This window comes from Microbacterium sp. NPDC060132 (assembly GCF_042729675.1).
GTDB classification, from domain to species: domain Bacteria; phylum Actinomycetota; class Actinomycetes; order Actinomycetales; family Microbacteriaceae; genus Microbacterium; species Microbacterium sufflavum.
Genome location: NZ_JBHWXU010000001.1, coordinates 2,963,685 through 2,988,737, shown reverse-complemented (window position 1 = coordinate 2,988,737; position 25,053 = coordinate 2,963,685). Strand labels below are relative to the sequence as shown.

The 25,053-nt window shown below is 70.8% G+C and carries 22 protein-coding genes; all 22 read left to right on the top strand.

Annotated features, from left to right (window positions below; translation table 11 throughout):
• Positions 1-26 precede the first annotated feature (26 nt).
• The 22 genes from ACFWCH_RS14440 to gmk all read left to right on the top strand — a co-directional run bounded on the left by ACFWCH_RS14440 (position 27) and on the right by gmk (position 25,014).
• Complete coding sequence (locus ACFWCH_RS14440) at positions 27-215, top strand: hypothetical protein (protein ID WP_136033658.1); 189 nt, start codon at positions 27-29, stop codon at positions 213-215.
• A gap of 53 nt (positions 216-268) precedes the next feature.
• Positions 269-2,929, top strand: coding sequence for an alanine--tRNA ligase (alaS, locus tag ACFWCH_RS14435; protein WP_378803705.1), 2,661 nt, complete (start codon positions 269-271; stop codon positions 2,927-2,929).
• On the top strand, positions 2,926-3,399 hold the full coding sequence (ruvX, locus tag ACFWCH_RS14430; RefSeq protein ID WP_378803704.1) for a Holliday junction resolvase RuvX: 474 nt from the start codon (positions 2,926-2,928) through the stop codon (positions 3,397-3,399). Before alaS ends, ruvX begins: the two co-directional genes overlap by 4 nt.
• Positions 3,400-3,401: 2 nt before the next feature.
• Positions 3,402-5,021, top strand: coding sequence for an endolytic transglycosylase MltG (gene mltG, locus ACFWCH_RS14425; RefSeq protein WP_378803703.1), 1,620 nt, complete (start codon positions 3,402-3,404; stop codon positions 5,019-5,021).
• 4 nt (positions 5,022-5,025) lie between these two features.
• On the top strand, positions 5,026-5,853 hold the full coding sequence (locus tag ACFWCH_RS14420) for a shikimate dehydrogenase family protein (protein WP_378803702.1): 828 nt from the start codon (positions 5,026-5,028) through the stop codon (positions 5,851-5,853).
• A 52-nt stretch (positions 5,854-5,905) separates the two neighbouring features.
• On the top strand, positions 5,906-7,135 hold the full coding sequence (gene aroC, locus ACFWCH_RS14415) for a chorismate synthase (RefSeq protein ID WP_136033667.1): 1,230 nt from the start codon (positions 5,906-5,908) through the stop codon (positions 7,133-7,135).
• On the top strand, positions 7,119-7,637 hold the full coding sequence (locus ACFWCH_RS14410; protein ID WP_136033669.1) for a shikimate kinase: 519 nt from the start codon (positions 7,119-7,121) through the stop codon (positions 7,635-7,637). Before aroC ends, ACFWCH_RS14410 begins: the two co-directional genes overlap by 17 nt.
• Positions 7,634-8,722, top strand: coding sequence for a 3-dehydroquinate synthase (aroB, locus tag ACFWCH_RS14405; protein ID WP_136033671.1), 1,089 nt, complete (start codon positions 7,634-7,636; stop codon positions 8,720-8,722). The genes ACFWCH_RS14410 and aroB overlap by 4 nt, the downstream gene beginning before the upstream one ends.
• Positions 8,723-8,730: 8 nt before the next feature.
• On the top strand, positions 8,731-9,243 hold the full coding sequence (locus ACFWCH_RS14400; RefSeq protein ID WP_378803701.1) for a GNAT family N-acetyltransferase: 513 nt from the start codon (positions 8,731-8,733) through the stop codon (positions 9,241-9,243).
• Entirely contained in the window at positions 9,240-9,680 is a 441-nt protein-coding gene (locus ACFWCH_RS14395) for a type II 3-dehydroquinate dehydratase (protein ID WP_378803700.1), read from the top strand. Before ACFWCH_RS14400 ends, ACFWCH_RS14395 begins: the two co-directional genes overlap by 4 nt.
• A gap of 104 nt (positions 9,681-9,784) precedes the next feature.
• Positions 9,785-10,345, top strand: a complete 561-nt coding sequence (efp, locus tag ACFWCH_RS14390) for an elongation factor P (RefSeq protein WP_136033676.1) — start codon at positions 9,785-9,787, stop codon at positions 10,343-10,345.
• A 3-nt stretch (positions 10,346-10,348) separates the two neighbouring features.
• Positions 10,349-10,759 (top strand): transcription antitermination factor NusB, encoded by a 411-nt coding sequence (gene nusB / locus ACFWCH_RS14385; RefSeq protein ID WP_136033679.1) that lies wholly within the window; start codon positions 10,349-10,351, stop codon positions 10,757-10,759.
• Positions 10,760-10,802: 43 nt separating this feature from the next.
• Positions 10,803-13,763, top strand: a complete 2,961-nt coding sequence (locus tag ACFWCH_RS14380; RefSeq protein WP_378803699.1) for a DEAD/DEAH box helicase — start codon at positions 10,803-10,805, stop codon at positions 13,761-13,763.
• Between the two features lie 79 nt (positions 13,764-13,842).
• Entirely contained in the window at positions 13,843-15,420 is a 1,578-nt protein-coding gene (locus tag ACFWCH_RS14375) for a Rieske 2Fe-2S domain-containing protein (RefSeq protein WP_378803698.1), read from the top strand.
• Positions 15,421-15,503: 83 nt separating this feature from the next.
• The gene (gene pyrR / locus ACFWCH_RS14370; protein ID WP_136036228.1) at positions 15,504-16,034 is read left to right on the top strand and encodes a bifunctional pyr operon transcriptional regulator/uracil phosphoribosyltransferase PyrR; all 531 of its coding nucleotides are present in this window, start codon (positions 15,504-15,506) and stop codon (positions 16,032-16,034) included.
• Positions 16,031-16,996 carry an aspartate carbamoyltransferase catalytic subunit gene (locus ACFWCH_RS14365; RefSeq protein ID WP_136033687.1) on the top strand — a complete coding sequence of 322 codons (966 nt, stop codon included), beginning with the start codon at positions 16,031-16,033 and terminating at the stop codon, positions 16,994-16,996. The genes pyrR and ACFWCH_RS14365 overlap by 4 nt, the downstream gene beginning before the upstream one ends.
• Entirely contained in the window at positions 16,993-18,297 is a 1,305-nt protein-coding gene (locus ACFWCH_RS14360; RefSeq protein WP_136036227.1) for a dihydroorotase, read from the top strand. Before ACFWCH_RS14365 ends, ACFWCH_RS14360 begins: the two co-directional genes overlap by 4 nt.
• Entirely contained in the window at positions 18,294-18,806 is a 513-nt protein-coding gene (locus ACFWCH_RS14355; protein WP_136033690.1) for a hypothetical protein, read from the top strand. The genes ACFWCH_RS14360 and ACFWCH_RS14355 overlap by 4 nt, the downstream gene beginning before the upstream one ends.
• Positions 18,803-19,981, top strand: coding sequence for a glutamine-hydrolyzing carbamoyl-phosphate synthase small subunit (carA, locus tag ACFWCH_RS14350; RefSeq protein WP_378803697.1), 1,179 nt, complete (start codon positions 18,803-18,805; stop codon positions 19,979-19,981). Before ACFWCH_RS14355 ends, carA begins: the two co-directional genes overlap by 4 nt.
• Positions 19,981-23,268 carry a carbamoyl-phosphate synthase large subunit gene (gene carB / locus ACFWCH_RS14345; protein WP_136044803.1) on the top strand — a complete coding sequence of 1,096 codons (3,288 nt, stop codon included), beginning with the start codon at positions 19,981-19,983 and terminating at the stop codon, positions 23,266-23,268. Before carA ends, carB begins: the two co-directional genes overlap by 1 nt.
• A complete protein-coding gene (pyrF, locus tag ACFWCH_RS14340) occupies positions 23,265-24,110 on the top strand; it encodes an orotidine-5'-phosphate decarboxylase (RefSeq protein WP_206251229.1) in 846 nt (281 codons plus the stop codon). Before carB ends, pyrF begins: the two co-directional genes overlap by 4 nt.
• A complete protein-coding gene (gene gmk, locus ACFWCH_RS14335; RefSeq protein WP_378803696.1) occupies positions 24,103-25,014 on the top strand; it encodes a guanylate kinase in 912 nt (303 codons plus the stop codon). Before pyrF ends, gmk begins: the two co-directional genes overlap by 8 nt.
• Positions 25,015-25,053 lie beyond the last annotated feature (39 nt).

Sequence of the window (25,053 nt, the reverse complement as noted above, 5' to 3'; positions counted from 1 at the left end):
CGCGGCTCTCAGGCAAGGATGACGACATGAAGACTGTGCTGTGGTTCCTCATCGGCGTGATCGGCGGCTTCGTCGCGGCTCACTTCATGAACAAGGACCCGCGCGGCCATGACATCCTCGCCGACGTCGACGCCCGCATCAACGGCTTCACCGCCGCGCTCGGCGACGCGTATCGCGCCCAGGAGGCGCGGCTCACCGAGCCGGGCGAGAACTGAACCACCGCAGCCGCGCATCGACGCGCTCCCTCACACAAGGACAACCGGGACCTATGAACACTGCGGAAATCGCGCAGCGCTATCTCTCCTACTTCGAGAAGAACGATCACCTCATCGTCCCCTCGGCCTCCCTCGTCAGCGACGACCCGTCGCTGCTGTTCACGGTCGCCGGCATGGTCCCGATGATCCCGTACCTCACGGGCGTGGTCCCCGCTCCGCATCCGCGCATCGCCGATGTGCAGAAGTGCATCCGCACCAACGACATCGAGGAGGTCGGACGCACGGCGCGTCACGGCACGTTCTTCCAGATGCTCGGCAACTGGTCGTTCGGCGACTACTTCAAAGAGGGCGCGATCCGCTACGCGTGGGAGCTGCTCACGACCTCCGAATCCGACGGCGGGCTGGGCTTCGACGAGAAGGACATGTGGGTCACGGTCTACGAGACTGACGATGAGGCGGAGGCCATCTGGCGCGACATCATCGGGCTGAAGCCGGAGCGTATCCAGCGCCTCGGCCGCGCGGACAACTACTGGAACACCGGGCAGCCCGGCCCCGGCGGACCCGACTCCGAGATCTTCTTCGACCGTGGCCCGTCCTACGGCAAGGACGGCGGTCCGGCGGCGGACGACAACCGGTTCATGGAGCTGTGGAACCTCGTGTTCATGCAGGACTTCCTCGAGAACATCCGGAGCAAGACCGAGTTCGACATCGTGGGCGAGCTGCCGATGAAGAACATCGACACCGGCATGGGTCTCGAGCGCGTCGCCTTCCTCAAGCAGGGCGTCGAGAACATGTACGAGATCGACCAGGTGCGGCCCGTGCTGGACCGCGCCGTCGAGCTCTCCGGACGCCGCTACGGAGCCGTGCACGAGGACGATGTGCGCTTCCGCGTGATCGCAGATCACGTGCGCTCCTCGCTGATGCTGCTGTCCGACGGGGTGCGTCCGTCGAACGAGGGCCGCGGGTACATCCTGCGCCGCCTGATGCGGCGGACCGTGCGGGCGATGCGTCTGCTGGGCGTCGACGAGCCTGCCTTCCCCGAGCTCTTCTCCGCGTCGCGGGACGCCATGAAGTCGGCCTACCCCGAGCTCGAGCGCGACTGGTCGGTGCTGTCCTCGGCCGCCTTCGCCGAGGAGGAGACCTTCCGGCGCACCCTCGCCCAGGGCTCGACCATCCTCGACCTCGCCGTGGACGACACGAAGAAGAGCGGCGGGACGACGCTGAGCGGCTCCGAGGCCTTCCTGCTGCACGACACATACGGCTTCCCGATCGACCTCACCCTCGAGGTCGCCGAGGAAGCCGGGCTCGACGTCGACCGTGCCGCGTTCGACGCGCTCATGCAGGAGCAGCGTCAGCGCGCCAAGGACGACGCGCGCAACCGCAAGCGGCAGCTCGCCGACGTGTCGGTCTACCGCGACCTGCGGGCGCTCGGCGAGACCGGTTTCGACGGCTACACGGCCCTCGAGGTCGACTCGCGGGTGCTCGGCATCCTGGTCGACGGTGCCTCCGTGCGCAGCGCCGCGGAGGGACAGATCGCCGAGGTCGTGCTGGCGGAGACGACGCTGTATGCGGAGTCCGGCGGCCAGGTCGCCGACAAGGGCACGATCGTGGGCCCCGGCTACGAGCTCGAGGTGCTCGATGTGCAGCGCCCCGTCCCCGGGCTGATCAGTCACACCGTCGAGGTGACGCGGGGGAGCGTGGCGGTGGATGACGCGGCCACGACCATCGTCGACGCGGCCAACCGTCGTGCGGCGCGGCAGGCGCACTCGGCGACCCACCTGGTGCACGCCGCTCTGCGCGACACGCTGGGCCCGACCGCGACCCAGTCGGGCTCGCTGAACCGTGCGGGCTATATGCGATTCGACTTCGCGTGGTCGCAGGCGCTGTCGGGAGAGACGCGCTCGGAGATCGAGGAGATCACGAACCGCGCCGTGCAGGACGCCCTCGAGGTGACGACGCGCATCGTGACGCTCGACGAGGCCAAGGAGGCCGGGGCGATGGCTCTGTTCGGCGAGAAGTACGGCGATGTCGTGCGCATGGTCGACATCGGCGGCCCCTGGTCGCGTGAGCTCTGCGCGGGCACGCACGTGTCGACGAGCGCCGAGATCGGGCTGGTCAGCGTGGTCGGCGAGTCGTCCGTCGGGGCATCGAACCGCCGTATCGAGGCTCTCGTCGGTGCCGACGCGTTCCGCGAGCTGGCCGCCGAGCGCGCGCTGGTCTCGCAGCTGACCGCGTCGCTCAAGACTCCGCGCGAGCAGTTGCCGGAGCGGATCGCCGATCTCGCCGCGAGCCTCAAGGCCGCCGAGAAGCGCATCGCGCAGTTCGAGGCCAAGGAGCGGGCGGGGCAGATCCCCGCGATCGCGGAGGCCGCGTCCCGCATCGGCGCGTTCCGGGTGGCCGCACAGTCGCTCGGTGAGGTGGCCTCGGCGGACGACGTGCGCGATCTGGTCAACGGCGTCCGTGAGCGGCTGGGGTCGGAGGCGGCAGTGGTCGCCCTCGGCGCGATCGTCAATGGACGGCCGGTCGTGGTCGTCGCCACGAACGAGGCGGCGCGTTCGGCGGGCGCGAAGGCGGGTGCGCTCGCGAAGCGCGCAGCCGGCGTGCTCGGCGGTGGCGGCGGCGGGCGCGACGACCTCGCCCAGGGCGGCGGCACCGACGGTGCGGCGCTTCCGGCAGCGCTGGAGGCCATCGCACAGGAGCTCCGCGAAGCGTGACCGGCTTCCGTCGCGGAGTGCGGCTCGGCGTCGACGTGGGACGCGCCAGGGTGGGCGTGGCACGGTGCGATCCCGACGGCATGCTGGCCGTCCCGGTCGAGACCGTGCTGCGCGACGATGCGGCGATCACGCGACTCGTGGCGATCGCCGCGGAGTACGAACCGCTGGAGTTCGTGGTCGGGCTGCCGGTGAATCTGCAGGGCGCGGACACCCCGTCCACCACGGATGCGCGGGAGTTCGCAGCGCTGTTGCAGCGCGAGAGCGGTGTGCCGGTGCGGCTCATCGACGAGCGTCTGAGCACGGTGTCCGCACACGCGGCATTGCGGAGTTCCGGGCGTTCCCAGAAGAACTCTCGTAGCATTGTGGATCAGGTCGCCGCGGTGGTTCTGCTGCAGCAGGCGATCGACACGGAGAAGAGCACCGGAAACCCGGCCGGTGCACCGGTCCCCGTCGATGAGGAGCCCGCCTGATCATGTCCGAACGCGATAGCGCTTCGCCACCGCACGACACCGACGCGCGCTTGGGCGACCTCTTCGAGAACCTGCCGGCTCCGGCGCCGCAGGTCCCGACGGCCGACACGAGCGGACCCGTGCCAGGCTCGCGCCGCGCCGCTCGTGAGGCCGCGCGGCGAGCCGCTCGTCAGCAGCAGGCGGGGGAGCCGTCGCTCGACCAGTCCGGTACCGCGCCCGCGCCCGCTGCGTCCGGGTCCGCTGACTCCGCGTCGGACGCGCGCCCCGCACGGGTCGCGCCGCGCGCGGAGGATCGGGCATCGGCCGCCGCCGAACCCGTGTCCGCGGCAGAGCCGTCCCGCGCTCCGGAGACGACGGCCGTCCCCATCGCCCGTGGCTCGCGTGAGACGTTCATCGAGCACGACGCGGATGCGACGCGGCCGCTGCCCCGTGTCTCCGCACCGACAGCCGCCTCGACCGCGCGGACCTCTCCCGACGAGCCCGCCGTCGGCGGCGGGCTCGACGACCTGTTCGTGTCGGGTGACGACGACCACCGCGGGCCGGGCGCGCCGAAGAAGAAGCGCCGCAAGGGCTGCCTGATCGCCCTCATCGTCGTCCTCGCGATCATCGGCGGCATCGTGGCCGGCGGCGCCTGGGCGTGGAGCACCTACGGTGATCGGATCAGCGACGCCATGGGCTGGGGAGACGCGAAGGACTGGGAGCCGGGGCTCGCGACCGGCGAGGTGTATGTCACCATCAAGTCGGGCGACACCGGCCAGCCGGTCTCGGCAGCGCTCCACGAGGCGGGAGTGACCAAGACCGCCGATGTCTTCTACGACTACCTCATCGACGAGGGCATCGCCGTCACGTTCTATCCCGGCGTCTACCGCCTGCAGAAGAAGATGACGGCCGAGGCCGCCCTCGCCGCCCTCCAGGACAAGGAGAACAAGCTCGAGAACACCGTCTCGGTGTCGGAGGGCGGCACGATCAAGTCCTCGCTCCCGGCGATGGCGGAGACGCTCGGGCTGCCGCTCGCGGACTTCGAGGCCGCGGTCGCCGATCCGTCCGTCTACGGCGTCCAGGCGCAGAGCCTGGAGGGGTGGCTGTTCCCCGCCGTGTACACGTTCGATCCCGGCGTCACGGCGACGCAGGCCATCCAGCAGATGGTGGATCGTACGTGGGAGGCGCTCGACGCGGCCGGCGTGCCCGCGGACGACGCGCAGCGCGTGCTGACGATCGCCTCGATCATCCAGCGCGAGGGTCGCACGGACGACTTCGCCAAGGTGTCGCGTGTGATCGAGAACCGCCTGGCGATCGACATGAAGCTGCAGATGGACTCGACCGCGCAGTACGGCTACGGCTCGCTGCACGAGGGCGTGGTGTCGAGCTCCGCAGAAGCGCTCGAGGACCCGAACCCCTGGAACACCTACGTGAACACCGGGCTGCCGGTCACACCGATCGCGAGTCCGAGCGAGGCGGCCATCAAGGCGGCCATGCAGCCCGCCGACGGTCCATGGCTGTACTTCGTCACGGTGAACCTCTCCACCGGGGAGACGCAGTTCTCGGAGACGCTCGCCGAACACGAGCAGGGCGTGGAGAAGTGGCGCGAGTGGTGCAGGGCGAACCCCGACGGGGGCTGCTGAGGCCGTGACGTCGACCCGACTCGCGGTCTGGGGCGACCCGATCGCGCACTCCCGGTCGCCCCAGCTGCATGCCGCGGCCTACCGCGTGCTGGGCCTGGACTGGGAGTACGGACGCCGGCGGGTCGCGGCCGACGAATTCGCGGCTGCCGTGCGTGGTCTCGACCCCTCGTGGCGTGGGCTGTCGCTCACGATGCCCCTGAAGGAGGAGGCGTACCGGTTCGCCGCGGCGCGCGACGCGCACGCGGAACTCACGGGCGCGGTCAACACCCTCCTCCTCGGCTCCACCCCGGCGGGCTTCAACACGGATGTGGGGGGCATCGTCGACGCGCTGGCGGAGGCGGGGATCACCACCGCGGACACCGCGCGGCTCCTGGGAGCAGGAGCCACGGCAGCCTCGGCCCTCGTGGCCCTCGCCGACATGGGGGTGTCGCGCGTGGACGTCCGGGCTCGTCGACCCGAGCGGGCATCGGGTCTGGTGGCGCTGGGGGAGCGTCTCTCGGTGGTCGTCTCGGCGCACCCGCTCGCGGACGCCGATGCCGGGTCGCGGCCGGGCCGGGTGGACCTGACCGTGGCGACGCTGCCGTCCGGCACGATCCTGCCCTCCGCGGTGACCGAGCCCCTGGCCGCTCGGGGCGGTGCGCTGTTCGATGCCGCGTACGCGCCGTGGCCATCGTCGCTCGCCGCGGCGTGGGGCGACGGCACGGTCGTGTCGGGGCTGGGGATGCTGCTGCACCAGGCTGTGCGACAGATCCGCATCTTTCACCACGGCGATCCGGCCGCGCCCCTCCCGGCCGAGACGGACGTGATCGCCGCCATGCGCGCAGCGCTCTGACCCGCGACGACACGCGGCGCGGCGGACGCGAAACGCATGGGAGACTGGAGCAATGCTCCGCGTGCTCACGGCCGGCGAATCACACGGCCCAGAACTCATCGCCGTCATGGAGGGTCTGCCTTCCGGCGTCCCGGTGTCGTCCGAGGCCATCCAGGCCGATCTCGCGCGTCGCAAGCTGGGCTACGGCCGCGGCTCGCGCATGAAGTTCGAGCAGGACGAGCTCACGATCTCGGGCGGGGTCCGGCACGGCAAGACGCTCGGCAGCCCCATCGCGCTCCGCATCGGCAACACGGAGTGGCCGAAGTGGATCGAGGTCATGAACCCGGAGCCCGTCGAGCTCACCGACCGGTCGCGCGGTCGCGGTGCACCTCTGACCCGCCCGCGGCCCGGCCACGCGGATCTGGTCGGGATGCAGAAGTACGACTTCGACGAGGCTCGTCCGATCCTCGAGCGTGCGAGCGCGCGGGAGACCGCGGCGCGCGTCGCGCTCGGCGCGATCGCGCGGTCGTTCCTGTCCGAACTGGGTATCCGCCTGGTCAGCCACACGCTGTCGATCGGCCCGGTCCGGGTGCCGGACGGGGCACCGCTTCCCACCCCGGATGACGTCGACGCACTCGACGCCGATCCGCTGCGCTGCTTCGACCGGGCGACGTCCGCACTGATGGTCGCCGAGGTCGACGATGCGAAGAAGGACGGCGACACCCTGGGCGGCATCGTCGAGGTGCTCGCGTACGGCCTTCCGCCCGGGCTCGGGTCCCACGTGCACTGGGACCGGCGCCTCGACGCCCGTCTCGCGCAGGCGCTCATGAGCATCCAGGCCATCAAGGGGGTCGAGGTCGGCGACGGCTTCGAGACCACTCGGCGTCGCGGGTCGGCAGCCCACGACGAGCTCTTCGCCGCCGCCGGGGGCATCACCCGCGGTTCGGACCGCGCGGGCGGCACTGAGGGCGGGATGTCCACGGGCACGGTGCTGCGCGTCAGGGCCGGCATGAAGCCGATCGCGACCGTCCCGCATGCGCTCCGCACGATCGACGTGGCGACGGGGGAGGACGCGACAGCGCACCACCAGCGCTCCGACGTGTGCGCCGTGCCGGCCGCCGGTGTGGTGGCCGAGGCGATGGTCGCGATCGAGCTCGCCCGGGCCGTGCTGGAGAAGTTCGGCGGAGACAGCATCCGCGAGACACGGCGCAACCTGGCGGGATACCTCGACGGCATCCCCGAGGAGCTGCGCACGGCACCCGCGTCCGAGGCGGCGCTCATCGCGCATGACGAACGCGGCTGATCCGCTGTCGGTGGTACTGGTCGGCCCGATGGCGTCGGGCAAGACCAGCGTCGGTCGACGGGTCGCTCGACGACTCGGGGTGGGTTTCATCGACACCGACAAGCGGATCGTCGCGGCGCACGGCCCCATCCCCGCCCTGTTCGCCGAGCACGGGGAGGCGCACTTCCGCGACCTCGAGCGGGCGGCGGTCGCGCAGGCGCTGAGCGAGGGCGGCGTGATCTCCCTCGGCGGCGGCGCCGTGACGGACGCCGACACCCGGCACCTGCTGCACGGCCACCCGGTGGTGTTCCTCACGGTGAGCGAGGACGCGGTGGCCGACCGGCTCCGCGGCGGCACGAGGCCGCTGCTGGCCGGCGACGACCCCGTCGAGCGGTGGAAGCGGATCTTCGCGGAGCGGCGCGAGTGGTACGAGGAGGTCGCGTCGATCTCGTTCGACACCTCGCGACGGCCGATGCAGCGCATCGCGGACGAGATCGTGGCATGGAGGAGAGAACAGAGATGAGCACGACCACCATCGGCGTCACCGGCGCCGACCCCTACGACATCGCGATCGGGCGCGGCATCCTCGACAGCGTCTCGGCAGCCCTCGCCCCCGGCGTGCGGAAGGTGCTCGTGGTGCACCCGCCGACCCTCGCGAACCGTGCGGCGGAGCTTCGTGACCGCCTCCTCGCCGACACCGCCGACGGCCCGCGCGAGGTGCTGCTGGCCGAGATCCCCGATGCCGAGCAGGGCAAGCGCATCGAGGTGGCCGCCTTCTGCTGGCAGATCATGGGCCAGGCCGACTTCACCAGGACCGACGCGGTCGTCGGCTACGGCGGAGGGGCCGTGACGGACCTCGCCGGGTTCGTGGCGGCGACCTGGCTGCGCGGCGTGCAGGTGGTGCACGTGCCCACAACGGTCCTCGGGCTCGTGGATGCCGCGGTGGGAGGCAAGACCGGCGTGAACACGGCCGAGGGCAAGAACCTCGTCGGCGCGTTCTGGGCGCCCCGTGCGGTGATCGGAGACCTCGACGAGCTCGGCAGCCTGAGCCCGAACGAGGCGACGGCCGGTTTCGCCGAGGTCGTGAAGGCCGGCTTCATCTGGGCGCCGGAGATCCTGGACATCGTGGAGGCGGATCCGGCGCGGGCGGTCGACACGACCACGGAGGAGTTCCGCCGGGCCGTGGAGCTCGCGGTCGGCATGAAGGCGCAGGTCGTGTCGGACGACTTCCGTGAGTCGGGTCTGCGGGAGATCCTCAACTACGGGCACACGCTGGGCCACGCGATCGAGCACGCCGAGCGCTACCGCTGGCGGCACGGCGCGGCGATCTCGGTGGGCATGCTGTACGCCGCGGAGCTGTCGCGGCTGGCCGGCAGGCTCTCGGATGCGGCTGCCGAGAGGCACCGGTCGATCCTGGAGTCCCTGGGCCTTCCCACGTCGTATCGCGCCGGCGCGTGGCCGCAGCTGCTGGCGACGATGCAGCGCGACAAGAAGAGCCGCGGCGGGATGCTGCGCTTCATCCTGCTCGACGACATCGCGAAGCCCACCGTGCTGCAGGCACCCGACGAGTCGCTGCTGTTCGCCGCCTACCAGGAGGTGGGCGAGTGAGTGTCCACGTGCGTCGCGTCGAAGCCGGGGAATGGTCGCAGGTGAAGGCGCTGCGGTTGCGCGCCCTGGCCGATCCGGCCGCCCCGATCGCGTTCCTCGACACCGTGGAGCATGCGAGCGGCCAACCCGACCGTTTCTGGCAGGAGCGCACCGTGAACGCGGCCGAGCCGTCGGCGGCTGCGCAGTTCGTCGCGGTGACCGATGCGGGGGAGTGGGTGGGCACCGCCACCGTGCTGCCGCACCGCGAGCGACCCGAGGCCGGACTCGTCGTCGGCGTCTACGTCGCGGACGAGCACCGGGGCTCCGGCGTGATCGACGCTCTGCTCGACACGGCGGCGGCCTGGGCCCTCGAGCAGGGTCTGGCCGCGCTCGAGCTGGAGGTGCACGTCGACAACGACCGGGCGCAGGCCGTGTACGCGCGCGCCGGGTTCGCACGGACCGGGGAGATCGAGACGACGGGCTTCGGTCGGGAGTGGGTTCTGCGGCGTGAGCTCGCCGGGTCGGAGGGCGTGAGGGCATGAGCATCGAGCGTCGGCTGCTGCTGGTCAACGGCCCCAACCTCAACCTCCTCGGGACGCGGGAGCCCGACATCTACGGCACCGCGACCCTCGCGGACGTCGAGCGGATCACGACCGAGACCGCGGCCGAGGCCGGTTTCGCGGTGCGGGCGGTGCAGAGCAACCACGAGGGCGTGCTCATCGACGCCATCCAGGCCGCACGCGCCGACTGCATCGGGATCATCATCAACCCGGGCGGCCTGACGCACACCTCGGTCGTGCTGCGCGATGCGCTGACCGGGGTGGGCCTGCCATTCGCGGAGGTGCACATCTCCGACGTGTACGCGCGGGAGGAGTTCCGCCATCACTCGTTCCTGCACGATGTCGCCGCGGTGCGCGTGATCGGGCGCGGTGTCGACGGCTATGCCGACGCGGTGCGGGAGCTGGCCGCGCTTTTCTGACCCCCGGCCAGAGGCGGGCGCACGCGGGGCGTGCGTGATCATCCCGTAGAATCGACTGTCGGCCGACTCCGGCCCCACGGACTCACGAACGGAACCTTCAGCGCATGGCATCCACCGCAGACATCAAGAACGGCGTCGTCCTCAGCATCGACGGGCAGCTCTGGAGCGTCATCGAGTTCCAGCACGTGAAGCCCGGCAAGGGTGGCGCGTTCGTCCGCACCAAGCTGAAGAACGTCGTGTCGGGCAAGGTCGTCGACCGCACGTACAACGCGGGCGCGAAGATCGAGATCGAGAACGTCGACCGCCGTGACTACACCTACCTGTACACCGACGGCGACGGCTTCGTGTTCATGGACCAGACCGACTTCGACCAGATCACGCTTCCGGCGGCGACGGTCGGCGACGCGAAGAACTTCCTGCTCGAGAACCAGCAGGTCACGATCGCCCTCAACAACGGCAACCCTCTCTACATCGATCTGCCGGCGTCCGTGATCCTCGAGGTCACCTACACCGAGCCCGGCCTGCAGGGCGACCGCTCGTCGGCCGGCACCAAGCCCGCGACCCTCGAGACCGGGTACGAGATCCAGGTGCCTCTGTTCCTGGAGACCGGCACGAAGGTCAAGGTCGACACCCGCACGGGTGACTACCTCGGCCGCGAGAAGTAAGGCGTGAGCGCCCGCACGAAGGCGCGCAAGCGCGCTCTCGACATCCTGTTCTCCGCCGACGTCCGCGGCGATGACCTCGCGATCGCGCTGGCGGCCGAGGCCAAGCGCGCGGCGAGCGAGCCCGCTCGCGAGGCCTCCTGGCTGTACGCCAGGGAGATCGTCGACGGCATCATCGACCAGCGCGACGAGATCGACGAGCAGATCACCACGCACAGCCGCGACTGGAAGCTCGAGCGGATGCCTGCGGTCGACCGGGCGCTGCTGCGCATCGGCGTCTGGGAGATCCTGTACAACGACGAGGTGCCCACCGCCGTCGCGATCGACGAGGCCGTGGAGCTGGCGAAGGAGTTCTCGACCGACGACTCCGGTCCGTTCGTGCACGGCGTGCTCGCCCGGGTGGCTCGCGCCGCCTGAGCGCACCGGCGCCGGTGTCCGTGGCCTCGGGGAGGATCGGGGTATGACCGTTCCCTCCGATGCCGCGCGCGACGACGGCGCGCCGTCCGACTGGCGGTCGATCCTCGGTGCGGCGGTCCCCGCCGAGCCGCGGACCGCGCTCGCGCTGGGGGTCGAGCTCCGGGTGCGCGATTCCGGCGGCGCGAACCCCTGGGCCGCGCGACCCCAGCGCACCGCGACGCCGCGCGACGTGGCGAAGGGGACCGGTGAGCTGCTGCTCGGCATCCGTCCCCTGGAGCGCAGCGCCGCGACCGGCGCGTGGGTGCTCGGAGCCGCCACCTGGGACGCGGTTCGTCGCGCGCCGGACGAATACGGACGTGAGCGCTCTCGATGGTTCGCCGATCTGCTCAGCATCGCCAGAGACAGTCTGCTGTCCGGCACGGCGGGCGACTGGCTGGTCGCGGACCTGATCGAGTCGAGCCTGCTGTGGGGGCACCTCAGGGTGGCCGGCGCACTCGGCATCCCGCTGGTCGCGACGCAGAAGTCCACGACCGTGGCGATCGCGGAGTCCGCGTCGGTCGAGGCCACCGTGGCTCGGGCCGACGACGGGACGCTGGTGGTGCGTCCTGCCATTACGCTCGACGGACGCGCGGTCGAGCCCGACTCCGTGCATCCGATCGGTCGAACGGGGCTCTACGCGGTCGACCAGTCGGGGGCGCGGCTGCACGTGACGCTCGCGGAGTCTCCGGTGGCCGAACCGCTGCGACCCCTCCTCCTCGCGCCGGGCGGCCTCACCGTGGCGGCGGCCGACGAGGAGGTGTTCCTCCGCGACGCCTACCCGGTGCTGGCACGGCGGGTACCGACCCGTGGGCTCGGACGGGTGCGGCTTCCGGAGCTGCCCGCGCCGCAGCCCGTGCTGCGCCTCTCGTTCCGCCGCGGGGACACGGTGGCCTACGCGTTCGAGTGGGACTACCGCGGCTTCGGGCGCGTGCCGTTCGCCCCCGGGCCGCAGGCGGTGCGGGATCTGCGGGCGGAGAGTGCGGCGGGGCACGACCTCGCCGCGCGGTGGGCCGAGCTGATCGGGGAGCCGTTCGCCGCGGAGGGGGCCTTCCACGACGTCGAGGCGGCGGAGTTCGTCACCAGGGCCGTGCCGGCGCTGGAGGCGGAGGGCGTGACCGTGGTCGTCGACGGTCGCCGGAAGACGTATCGCGAACTGTCGGGCGAGCCCGAGATCACCGTGAGCACGGTCGAGTCCACCGATCCGGACTGGTTCGACCTGGGCGTCCTGGTGCGCATCGACGGGCGCACGATCCCGTTCGAGCCGCTGTTCACCGCGATGAGCAGGGGTCGCAGGAAGCTCCTGCTCGTCGACGGCACCTACTTCTCGCTGAACCATCCGGCGCTCGATCGACTCCGTGAGCTGATCGACGAGGCGGGCGACCTCGACGAATGGGAGACGGGGCCGCGCCTCAGCCGCCACCAGATCGACCTGTGGGAGGAGTTCGAGGACCTCGCGGACGAGGCCGTGCCCGCCGTGAGCTGGCGCGCGACGGCCGACGGCCTGCGCGGGGCGGCGGGGGTGCCCCCGGTCCCGGTGCCGTCCGGCGTCCGGGCGCAGTTGCGGCCGTATCAGCAGCAGGGGCTCGACTGGCTGGCGTTCCTCTGGGGGCACCGGCTGGGCGGCATCCTCGCCGACGACATGGGCCTCGGCAAGACGCTGCAGCTGCTCGCGCTCGTCGCTCACACCCGCGAGGCGGGAGAGACGCGCCCCTTCCTCGTGGTCGTCCCGACCTCGGTGCTGCCGACGTGGCTGAGCGAGGCCGCGAAGTTCACCCCGGGGCTCCGCGTCGCCGCCAGGTCCACCTCGTCCGGGCCGTCGCTGTCGACGGTCGCCGCGGGCGCGGACCTGGTGGTCACGACGTACGCGGTCGCGCGGATCGACGCGGAGGCCTTCGCTGGGGTGACCTGGGCCGGCCTGATCCTTGACGAGGCGCAGTTCGTGAAGAACCCGGCCACGAAGCTGCACCGCGCCGTCGCGAGCTTTCCCGCCGATGTGACGTTCGCGGTGACGGGCACCCCGCTCGAGAACAGTCTCAGCGAGCTGTGGGCGCTGCTGAAGCTCACCGCTCCCGGGCTCTTCGCGTCGGCGCGGAAGTTCCGGGAGCAGTACATCCAGCCGATCGAGCAGGGCAAGGTCCCGGAGAACGCGGAGGGCGGCGAGTACCGCGCGCGTCGCCTGGCCCGCCTCCGCCGGCGGATCCGGCCGCTGCTGCTGCGGCGTACGAAGGAGCTGGTGGCGGCCGACCTCCCTCCGAAGCAGGAGCAGGTGCTCGAGGTGGAGCTCAGCGCGGCGCACCGGTCGCTGTACGAGACGGTGCTGCAGCGGGAGCGCCAGAAGGTGCTGGGGCTCCTCGAGGACCTCGACCGCAACCGTTTCATCGTGTTCCGTTCGCTCACGCTGCTGCGGATGCTCAGCCTCGCACCAGGACTGGTCGACCCCGCCGACGCCCGGATCGGCTCGCGCAAGCTCGACGTGCTGCTGGAGCGCGTGGTCGAGCTCCAGGCGGAGGGCCACCGCGCCCTGGTGTTCAGCCAGTTCACGTCCTTCCTCGACCTCGCGGCGGAGCGACTCGCGGCTGCCGGGATCCCCTACGCCCACCTCGACGGTGCGACGCGGCGACGGGATGCCGTGGTCGAGGGCTTCCGGACGGGCGAGCAGCCGGTCTTCCTGATCAGCCTGAAGGCGGGCGGGTTCGGTCTGACGCTCACCGAGGCCGACTACGTGTTCCTCCTCGACCCGTGGTGGAACCCGGCCGCCGAGGCGCAGGCCGTCGACCGCACGCATCGCATCGGCCAGCCGAGCCAGGTGTTCGTCTACCGGATGATCGCGACCGGCACGATCGAGGAGAAGGTGCTCGCCCTGCAGCGGCGCAAGGCCCGGCTCTTCACCGCCGTGCTCGACGACGATGCCCTGTTCGCGCAGTCGCTCTCGGCCGACGACATCCGCGGGCTCTTCGAGGCCTGAGGGTTATCTCCGGCTCGTCCGACCGGTCGCCCAGGGACACCTCGGTACAATCGAACGGTTCATCTTCGAGAGGAATGCAATGCGGATCACGGGACTCGGCCACGCCGGGATGTTCATCGAGACGGTCGGCGGGAACATCATCTGCGACCCGGTCCTCGGGCCCTCGTTCTTCGGCTCCTGGTTCCCGTTCCCCGACAACCGCGCGCTCGACTGGGAGCGATTCGGCCGCGAGGCGGACTTCCTGTACATCTCGCACCGGCACCGCGACCACTTCGACCCCGCCCTCCTGGAGCGGTACATCCGCAAGGACATCGAGGTGCTGCTGCCGGAGTATCCGATCGACGATCTGGAGCAGGACATCCGGGCGCTCGGGTACACGAACATCACCTACGCGCCCGCGGGCGAGATCATCCAGCGCGGTGATCTCAAGCTGATGATCACGCCGTTGCGGGCGCCGAGCGACGGCCCGATCGGCGACTCCTCGCTGAGCGTCGACGACGGCACGGGCTCGATGCTCAACCAGAACGACTCGCACCCGCTCGACCTTGAGAAGCTGCTGCACTTCGGCAAGCCGGATGCCTACTTCACGCAGGTCTCCGGCGCGATCTGGTGGCCGATGGTGTACGACCTGCCGCTCGACGCGAAGCAGAACTTCGCCCGGCTCAAGCGCGAGGCCCAGAACAAGCGGGCGATGTACTACATCGACAAGGTCGACGCCCCGCACGTGTTCCCGATGGCCGGTCCGCCGATGTTCCTGCGCGACGACCTGTTCGACTTCAACGGCACGGGCCGCAACGGCGAGTCGATCTTCACGGATCAGAAGCAGTTCCTGGCGCATATGAAGGAGCTGTCGCCGCAGTACGACGGCCAGCTGTTCATCCCCGGCACGGTCGTCACGATCGACGGCGGTGAGGTCACGACCGCGCAGACCCTGTACACCGAGGCCGAGATCAGCCGCATGTTCGACGACAAGTGGGACTACCTGGAGGAGCAGCGGGCGTCGCGACGGCAGGAGATCCGCGACGAGGAAGCTTCCCGCGCGGAGATCATCCCGCCCGCCGAGATGCTCGAGGCCCTCAAGAACTGGTGGGAGCCGCTGCTGAAGAAGTCGCGCACGATCCGACTCGGCGTGGGCGGCCACGTGCGGTTCCGCATCGGCGAGCTCGACATGGTGGTGGACTTCCCGCGTGCCAAGGTCCGCGAGTACGCGGGGGAGGAGTGCGTCTACTGGTACACGATCCCCGCCGACCTCGTCTCGACCAACATCCGTGATCACGAGATCGACTGGTCGAACTCGATCTTCCTGTCGATGCAGTTCTCCGTGGGCCGCAGCGGCAAGTTCAACGAGTTCCTCACTACGTTCCTCAAGTGCCTGTCGGTGGACCGCATCGAGTACGTCGAGAACTGGTACCAGGAGCAGACCGACCAGACCGAAGACGCCGAGGTGGGCGACTGGGTGGTGCAGCGCCGGTGTCCGCACCTGCGCGCCGACCTGACCCGCACCGGCTCGGTCGACGAGGACGGCGTCCTGACGTGCAGCATGCACGACTGGAAGTGGGATCTGAAGACCGGGCGGTGCCTCTCCACGAGCGGCCACCCGATCCGCGCCCGCAAGATCGACGACGTCACCGACGCCGTGCTCCAGGAGGCGAGCTGAGCGGACGCGGTCTCCCGCTCCGATAGACTGACATCGCAAGCAACCTTTAACACCGTCCTGTGAGGCGGAGAAGGGAGCGGCTGATGAGCGTGCGCACTGTGCTGCACCAAGCCGACATCTCACGAGCGCTGACCCGGATCGCGCACGAGATCCTCGAGTCGAATCGAGGCGCCGACGGCCTCGTCCTCCTCGGGATCCCGACCCGCGGCGTCACCCTGGGGCATCGCCTCGGCACCCTGATCAGTGAGATCGCGCAGGTCTCCGTCCCCGTCGGCTCGCTCGACGTCACGCTCTTCCGTGACGATCTGGCCAAGCACCCGACGCGGTCCCCGCAGCCGACCGAGATCCCGGCCGGCGGCATCGATGGGAAGACCGTGGTGCTGGTCGACGACGTCCTCTTCTCCGGTCGCAGCATCCGTGCCGCGCTGGACGCCATCCAGTCGATCGGCCGCCCGAGCGCCGTGCGCCTGGCGATCCTCGTCGACCGCGGTCACCGTGAGCTCCCGATCCGACCCGACTTCGTCGGCAAGAACATCCCGTCCGCCCGCACCGAGCGCGTGAACGTCCGTCTGTTCGAGACGGACGGCGCCGAGGAGGTGACCATCGGCGAATGAGGCACCTCCTGGACACCCGCACCCTCGACCGCGCCACGGCGCTGCGCATCCTCGATGTCGCGGAGGACATGTCGGACACGCAGTCGCGCGAGGTCAAGAAGCTTCCGACGCTGCGTGGCAAGACCGTCGTCAACCTCTTCTTCGAGGACTCGACCCGCACCCGGATCTCGTTCGAGGCCGCGGCCAAGCGGCTCTCCGCCGACGTGATCAACTTCGCCGCGAAGGGCTCCAGCGTCTCCAAGGGCGAGAGCCTCAAGGACACGGCGCAGACCCTCGAGGCGATCGGCGCCGATGCGGTCGTCGTCCGTCACCCCGGCTCGGGCGCCCCGCAGACCCTCGCGACGAGCGGTTGGATCTCTGCGGGCGTCGTCAACGCGGGTGATGGCACGCACGAGCACCCGACGCAGGCGCTGCTCGACGCGTTCACGATCCGCAAGCGCCGCTACGGCGCGGACAGCCGTGGACGCGACCTGACCGGGCTCCGCGTCACGATCGTCGGCGACGTGCTGCACTCGCGGGTCGCGCGCTCGAACGTGTGGCTGCTGACGACCCTGGGCGCCGAGGTCACGCTGGTCTCGCCGCCGACGCTGGTGCCGCAGAACGTGTCGCTCTGGCCGGTCCGGGTCGTCTACGACCTCGACGAGGCGCTGGCGGCCGGGCCGGACGCGGTCATGATGCTGCGGATCCAGCTGGAGCGCATGAACGCCGCGTATTTCCCGACTGAGCGGGAGTATTCGCGCCGGTGGGGTCTGGACGCACGGCGTGTGGCCGCTCTTCCGGCCGGTAGCATTGTGATGCACCCCGGACCCATGAACCGGGGGCTGGAGATCTCCTCCGAAGCAGCCGATTCCCCCCGCTCGACGGTGCTGGAACAGGTCTCGAACGGGGTCTCCGTGCGGATGGCTGTGCTGTACCTGCTGCTGGCGGGCGAACGAGACGACGAACGAGGGGGAGACCTGTGAGCGAGACCCTCGTCATCACCGGTGCACGGCTGCTCGGCGCGGAGAGCGCCGACCTGATCATCGAGGACGGCCGGATCGCCGAGATCGGCTCCGGGCTCAGCCGTGCCGGCGCGCGCGTGATCGATGCCGGCGGCCTCATCGCCCTGCCGGGGCTGGTCGACCTGCACACGCATCTGCGCGAGCCCGGATACGAGGCGTCGGAGACGATCCTCAGCGGCACCCGCGCGGCGGCGGCCGGTGGCTTCACGGCCGTGTTCGCGATGCCGAACACGTCGCCCGTGGCCGACACGGCCGGCGTCGTCGAGCAGGAGCTGGCCCTCGGCGAGGCTGCGGGCTACGCCACGGTGCAGCCGATCGGCGCGGTCACGGTGGGCCAGAAGGGCGAGCGCCTCGCCGAGCTCGGCGCCATGGCGACCTCGCGTGCGCAGGTGCGGGTGTTCAGCGATGACGGCTTCTGCGTGTGGGACCCGCTGATCATGCGCCGCGCGTTGGAGTACGTGAAGTCTTTCGGCGGTGTGATCGCCCAGCATGCCCAGGACCCCCGCCTGACCGAGGGCGCCCAGATGAACGAGGGCACCGTCTCGGCGGAGCTCGGCCTCACGGGCTGGCCCGCGGTCGCCGAGGAGTCGATCATCGCGCGTGACGTGCTTCTCGCCGAGCACGTCGGCTCGCGCCTGCATGTGTGCCACCTGTCGACGGCCGGCTCGGTCGACATCATCCGCTGGGCCAAGAAGCGCGGCGTGAACGTGACGGCGGAGGTCACTCCGCACCACCTGCTGCTCACCGACGAACTCGTCCGCGGCTATGACGCGCGGTTCAAGGTCAACCCGCCGCTGCGCCGCGAGGAGGATGTCCTCGCGGTGCGGGAGGGCCTCGCCGACGGCACGATCGACATCGTCGCGACCGATCACGCCCCGCACCCGAGCGAGCACAAGGCGTGCGAATGGCCGGCGGCCGCGAACGGCATGGTGGGGCTCGAGAGCGCACTGCGCGTCGTGCACCAGGCCATGGTGCAGACCGGCCTGCTCGACTGGCCGGATGTGGCCCGCGTGATGAGCGCGGCACCCGCGCGCATCGGCGGTCTGGCCGGGCACGGCACCCCGCTCGAGGTCGGGCAGCCGGCGCAGCTCGCGCTGTACGATGCGGCGGTCGACGGCGTGTTCACCGAGGCGGACCTGCGCGGACGCAGCACGAACTCGCCGTACCTCGGCCGCGAACTGCCGGGCCGCGTGCAGTACACGCTGCACGGCGGCGTGCTGACCGTCGACGGCGGAGCTGTCGTCGAGGAGCTCGGCGCATGAGCGCACGGGACCTCGCGGTCGCGATCCTGATCGCCCTCGCGCTGCTGGTGCTGCTCGCGATGCTGTTCGCCTGGCGACGACGAGTGCGGCGCGATGCCGCGTTCACCGCGCCCCTCGGTGTGCCGGAGCACGCGGAGGTGATGCGCCGCGACGAGGTGCTGTACGTGTCGACGACGACGCACGAGCAGCCCCTCGAACGCGTGGCCATCACGCCGCTCGCCTTCCGGGCCCGCGGGGAGCTGGCGGTGACCGACCGCGGCGTCGCGCTGGCCCTCGACGGCGCCCCCACGGTCTTCCTCGCGCGCGACCAGCTCGTCGCGGTCGACCGGGCCACCGTCACGATCGACCGCGTGGTCGAACCGGGCGGCCTCGTCCGCATCGCGTGGCGCGTCGCCGACACGACGATCGTGGACAGCTACCTCCGGCTCACCGGCGGCGATCCCCAGAACCTCATCTCCGACCTGCAGCGGCTCGTCCCCGCTGCCCCCGACACAGGAGCAACGTCATGACCAACCAGACATCCTCCCCGGCGGACTCCCCGTCCCGCCTGCCCGATCCCGCCGTGCTCGTCCTCGAGGACGGCACCCGTCACGCCGGTCGCGCGTACGGCGCCCGCGGCCGCACCCTCGGCGAGGTCGTGTTCGCCACCGGCATGTCGGGATATCAAGAGACCATCACCGACCCCTCGTACGCGGGTCAGATCGTGCTGCAGACGGCGCCGCACATCGGCAACACCGGCATGAACGACGAGGACACCGAGTCGCGCCGCATCTGGGTCGCCGGCTACATCGTCCGCGACCCCTCGCGCGTGGTCTCGAACTGGCGGGCCAACGCCTCCCTCGACGACGTCCTCGTGGAGGACGGCATCGTCGGCATCAGCGGTATCGACACCCGCGCGGTCACGCGCCACATCCGGTCCGCCGGATCCATGCGCGGCGGCATCTTCTCGGGCGACGACGCCGCTCTCGACGCGGAAGAGCAGCTGCGCATCGTGCGGGAGGCCCCCGAGATGACCGGACTCAACCTGTCGGCGCAGGTCTCGGTCGAGAGCGCGACCGTGACCCCGGCGGTGGGGGAGCGCATCGGCAACCTCGCCGTGCTCGACCTCGGCGTGAAGCAGGCGACGATCGACAACCTCGCCGCCCGCGGGTTCGACGTGCACGTGCTCCCGCAGGACGTGAGCATCGACGACATCCGGGCGATCGAGCCGGTGGCGGTGTTCTACTCCAACGGGCCGGGCGACCCGGCCGCCTCGGGCGACCACGTGGAGCTGCTGCGCGCCGTGCTGGACGACGGACTGCCCTTCTTCGGGATCTGCTTCGGCAACCAGCTGCTCGGCCGTGCCCTCGGACTCGGCACCTACAAGCTGCCGTTCGGCCACCGCGGCATCAACCAGCCCGTGCTCGACAAGCAGACGGGCAAGGTCGAGATCACGGCCCACAACCACGGCTTCGCGGTCGAGGCGCCCCTGGAGGGCTCCTTCGACAGCCCGCGCGGCTACGGCAAGGTCGAGGTCAGCCACGTCGGCCTCAACGACAACGTCGTGGAGGGCCTGCGCGCCCTCGACATCCCCGCGTTCTCGGTGCAGTACCACCCCGAGGCCGCGGCCGGTCCGCACGACGCCAACTACCTCTTCGACCGCTTCCGCGACATGGTCATCGCGAACAAGAAGGACGCCCAGTAATGCCCAAGCGCGACGACATCTCCTCCGTCCTCGTCATCGGCTCCGGCCCGATCGTCATCGGCCAGGCCTGCGAGTTCGACTACTCCGGCACCCAGGCGTGCCGCGTGCTGCGCGAAGAAGGGGTCAGGGTCATCCTGGTCAACTCCAACCCGGCCACCATCATGACCGACCCCGACTTCGCCGACGCGACCTACATCGAGCCGATCACCCCGGCCGTGATCGAGACGATCATCGCCAAGGAGAAGCCCGACGCGATCCTGCCGACCCTCGGCGGCCAGACCGCCCTCAACGCGGCCATGGCGCTGCACGAGCAGGGGATCCTCGAGAAGTACGGCGTCGAGCTGATCGGCGCGAAGGTCGACGCCATCCGCAAGGGCGAGGACCGCCAGATCTTCAAGGAGCTCGTGCTGGAGGCCGGCGCCGACGTCGCCCGCAGCGTGATCGCGCACACCATGGACGACCTGCTCGCCGGCGCCGAAGAGCTCGGCTATCCGCTCGTCGTGCGGCCGTCGTTCACGATGGGCGGCCTGGGTTCCGGCTTCGCGTACGACGAAGAGGACCTGCGGCGCATCGGCGGTGCGGGTCTGCGTGACTCGCCCACCACCGAGGTGCTCCTGGAGGAGTCGATCCTCGGGTGGAAGGAGTACGAGCTCGAGCTCATGCGCGACACCGCCGACAACACGGTGGTCGTGTGCTCGATCGAGAACGTCGACCCGGTCGGCGTGCACACGGGCGACTCCATCACGGTCGCGCCCGCGCTGACCCTCACCGACCGCGAATACCAGAAGCTGCGCGACATCGGCATCGACATCATCCGCGCGGTCGGCGTCGACACCGGCGGGTGCAACATCCAGTTCGCGGTGAACCCGGAGAACGGGCGCATCATCGTCATCGAGATGAACCCGCGCGTGTCGCGGTCCAGCGCCCTGGCGTCGAAGGCCACCGGCTTCCCGATCGCCAAGCTGGCCGCCAAGCTCGCCCTCGGCTACCGCCTCGACGAGATCCCGAACGACATCACCGGCGTCACCCCGGCCAGCTTCGAGCCCACGCTCGACTATGTCGTCGTCAAGGTGCCGCGCTTCGCGTTCGAGAAGTTCCCGGCCGCCGACGCCACCCTCACCACCACCATGAAGTCGGTGGGCGAGGCGATGGCGATCGGCCGTAACTACGCGACCGCGCTGCAGAAGGCGCTGCGTTCGCTCGAGAAGCGCGGCTCCAGCTTCCACTGGGGCGACGAGCCGCGCAGCGTCGAAGAGCTGCTGGAGGTCGCCAAGACCCCGACCGACGGCCGCATCGTGACTCTGCAGCAGGCGCTGCGCAAGGGCGCGACCATCGAGCAGGCGTTCGAGGCGACGGCGATGGACCCGTGGTTCCTCGACCAGATCGTGCTCATCAACGAGGTCGCCGAGGTGGTGCGCACGGCCCCCGAGCTCGACGCGGCGACCCTGCGCTACGCGAAGGAGCACGGCTTCTCCGACGCGCAGCTCGCCCAGCTGCGCGGCGAGACCGAGGCGGAGATCCGCGGCGTGCGCCACGGCCTCGGCATCCGGCCGGTGTACAAGACGGTCGACACGTGCGCCGGGGAGTTCCCCGCGCTCACGCCGTACCACTACTCCAGCTACGACGCGGAGACCGAGGTGGAGCCCTCCGACCGCACCAAGGTCGTGATCATCGGCTCGGGCCCGAACCGCATCGGGCAGGGCGTCGAGTTCGACTACTCGTGCGTGCACGCCTCGTTCGCGCTGTCGGACGCCGGGTTCGAGACCGTCATGGTCAACTGCAACCCCGAGACCGTGTCCACCGACTACGACACGTCCGACCGGCTCTACTTCGAGCCGCTGACCCTGGAGGACGTCCTGGAGGTGCTCGACGCGGAGGCCGCGAGCGGCACCATCCTCGGCGTGGTCTGCCAGCTCGGCGGCCAGACGCCGCTCGGGCTCGCGAAGGGCATCGAGGCCGCGGGATACACCGTGCTCGGCACCAGCCCCGAGGCGATCGACCTGGCGGAGGAGCGCGAGCTCTTCTCGCGCCTGCTCGACGACGCCGGGCTGCTCGCGCCGCGCAACGGAACGGCGATCGACGTCGAGGGCGCCGTGCGCATCGCGGAGGAGATCGGCTACCCGGTGCTCGTGCGCCCCAGCTTCGTGCTCGGCGGACGCGGCATGGAGATCGTCTACGGCACCGACGCGCTGCGCGACTACTTCGTCCGCACGGCCGGGGAGGTCGTGATCGAGGAGGGCAAGCCCCTCCTGGTCGACCGCTTCCTCGACGACGCGATCGAGCTCGACGTGGATGCGCTCTACGACGGCACCGACCTGTTCATCGGCGGGGTCATGGAGCACCTGGAGGAGGCCGGCATCCACTCCGGTGACTCCAGCTGCACCCTGCCGCCGGTCTCGCTCGGCCGCAGCGACGTCGACCGGGTGCGCGAGGCCACGCTCAAGATCGCCGAGGGCGTCGGCGTCCGGGGCCTGCTGAACGTGCAGTTCGCGATCAGCGCCGGCGTGCTCTACGTGATCGAGGCCAACCCGCGCGCGAGCCGCACCGTTCCGTTCGTGTCGAAGGCGCTCGGCATTCCGATGGCGAAGGCCGCGAGCCGCATCATGGCCGGCTCCACCATCGCCGAGCTGCGGGCCGAGGGCATGCTGCCGGAGCAGGACGGCTCCCGGGTGCCGCTGGACGCCCCGGTCTCGGTCAAGGAGGCCGTGCTGCCGTTCAAGCGGTTCCGCACGGCCGACGGCAAGACGGTCGACTCGGTCCTGGGCCCGGAGATGCGCTCGACCGGTGAGGTCATGGGCATCGATCGCGACTTCCCGACCGCGTTCGCGAAGAGCCAGGCCGCGGCGTACGGCGGGATGCCGACCTCCGGCACCGTCTTCATCTCGGTCGCCGACTCCGACAAGCGCGCGGTGATCCTCCCGGCCCACCGGCTGCAGCAGCTCGGCTTCACGATCGTGGCGACCGAGGGCACGGCGGAGATCCTGTCGCGCAACGGCATCGCGGTGACCGTGGTCGAGAAGTACAGCGAGACGCAGGAGTCCGGAGCGCGCAACATCGTCGACCTGATCAACGACGGGGAGATCGACATCGTCGTGAACACGCCGTCCGGTGGGGCGGCGCGCGCGGACGGCTACGAGATCCGCGCGGCCGCCGTCGCCGCCGACAAGGCGCTGTTCACCACCATCGCGGTGCTGGGTGCCGCGGTGAGCGGCATGGACGCGGCCGACGAGGGCTTCCAGGTGAAGAGCCTGCAGGAGTACGCGCTCGACCGGGCGGCCGCGGTATGACCGCACGCTTCGGAGAGCGGGTCCGCGCGGCGCTGGACGCGCACGGACCGCTCTGCGTCGGCATCGACCCCCACGCCGCCCTGCTCGCGGCGTGGGGGCTCTCCGCCGACGCCGCCGGGGTGCGGGAGTTCGGGCTGCGTACCGTCGCCGCCGCGCAGGATCACGTCGGCGTCGTGAAGCCGCAGGTGTCGTTCTTCGAGCGCTACGGATCCGCCGGGATCGCCGCACTGGAGGACGTGGTCTCCGCGGCGCGGACGGCGGGGCTGCTGGTGATCGCCGACGCCAAGCGCGGAGACATCGGGTCGACGATGGACGACTACGCGCAGGCGTGGCTCGCTCCGGGGACGCCGCTGGAGGCCGACGCGCTCACCGTGAGTCCCTACCTCGGCGTGGGCGCTCTCGGCGGCGCTTTCGCGCTGGCGGACGAGCACGGCAAGGGCCTGTTCGTCCTCGCGGCGACGAGCAACCCGGAGGCCGCCGACCTCCAGCGCGCGCGGACCGCGTCGGGCGAGACCGTGTCGGCGGCGGTCGTCGCCGAGGTCTCGGCGCGCAACGCGACGAGCACCCCGGCGGGGGAGTGGGGCAGCTTCGGCTTCGTGATCGGTGCCACGCTCGACCTCGCCGCGACCGGGATCGACGCGATCAGCCCGGCGGCGCCGATCCTCGCGCCCGGCTTCGGTGCGCAGGGGGCCGAGCCGGCGGACCTCGGGCGGCGCTTCGGCTCGCTGTCGCCCACCGTGCTCGCGAGCGAGAGCCGCAGCATCCTCTCCGCGGGTCCCGACGACCTGGCCGAGACCATCGCCCGACGTGCCGCCCAGTACCGCGAGGTGACCCGTGCCTGACACCAACCGCACCGTTCCCGAGGTCGACAGGGCCGCCGCCGCCCGCCGTGCGGTCGAGCGCCGCCGGGCCCGCGCCTCGCTCAAGCGCGACCTGATGATGCGTGTGGTGACGCCGCAGGCCGTGCTGCGACGCGCGACCGCCGACCCGGACTCCGTCGAGGGCTCGCTGCGCATCACCGACTTCCTCCTGGCGCTCCCGGCCATCGGTGCCGGCAAGCGCGACCGCGTGCTGGAGGAGCTGCGTATCTCACCGGTGAAGCGGCTCGGCGGCCTCGGAGCGCGTCAACGACGTGTCCTGGAGGAGTGGCTCGACGGCCGGTTCCCGCCGGCCACGCCGCGCGAGGCCCGCAGTCGCCTGCTGGTGCTGGCCGGGCCGACCGCGGTGGGCAAGGGCACCGTCGCGGCGCACATCCGGGAGAACAACCCCGAGATCCACCTGTCGGTGTCGGCGACGACCAGGGCGCCGCGTCCCGGCGAGATCGACGGCGTGCACTACTACTTCGTCGACGACGCCGAGTTCGACCGCCTGATCGCCGACGGCGAGCTGCTGGAGTACGCCGTGGTGCACAACCGCTCGCGCTACGGCACCCCGCGCGCTCCGATCGATGCGGCGCTGGCCGAGGGCAAGACGGTGCTGCTCGAGATCGACCTGCAGGGCGCACGGCAGGTGCGCGCCGCGGAGCCCTCGGCGACGCTCATCTTCCTGCTTCCTCCGAGCTGGGACGAGCTGGTGCACCGGCTGGTCGGCCGCGGGACGGAGGACGCGGAGGAGCGGGCGCGGCGACTGCGCACCGCGAAGGTCGAGCTGGCCGCGCAGAATGAGTTCGACCACCTCGTCGTGAACGAGGACGTCGCCACCGCCGCTCGCGAGGTCGTAGACTTGTCTACAAGCTCTGCGCGCTGACGCTTTCCTCGCGCGCCCGCAGCACCGTCTTCGCGACGA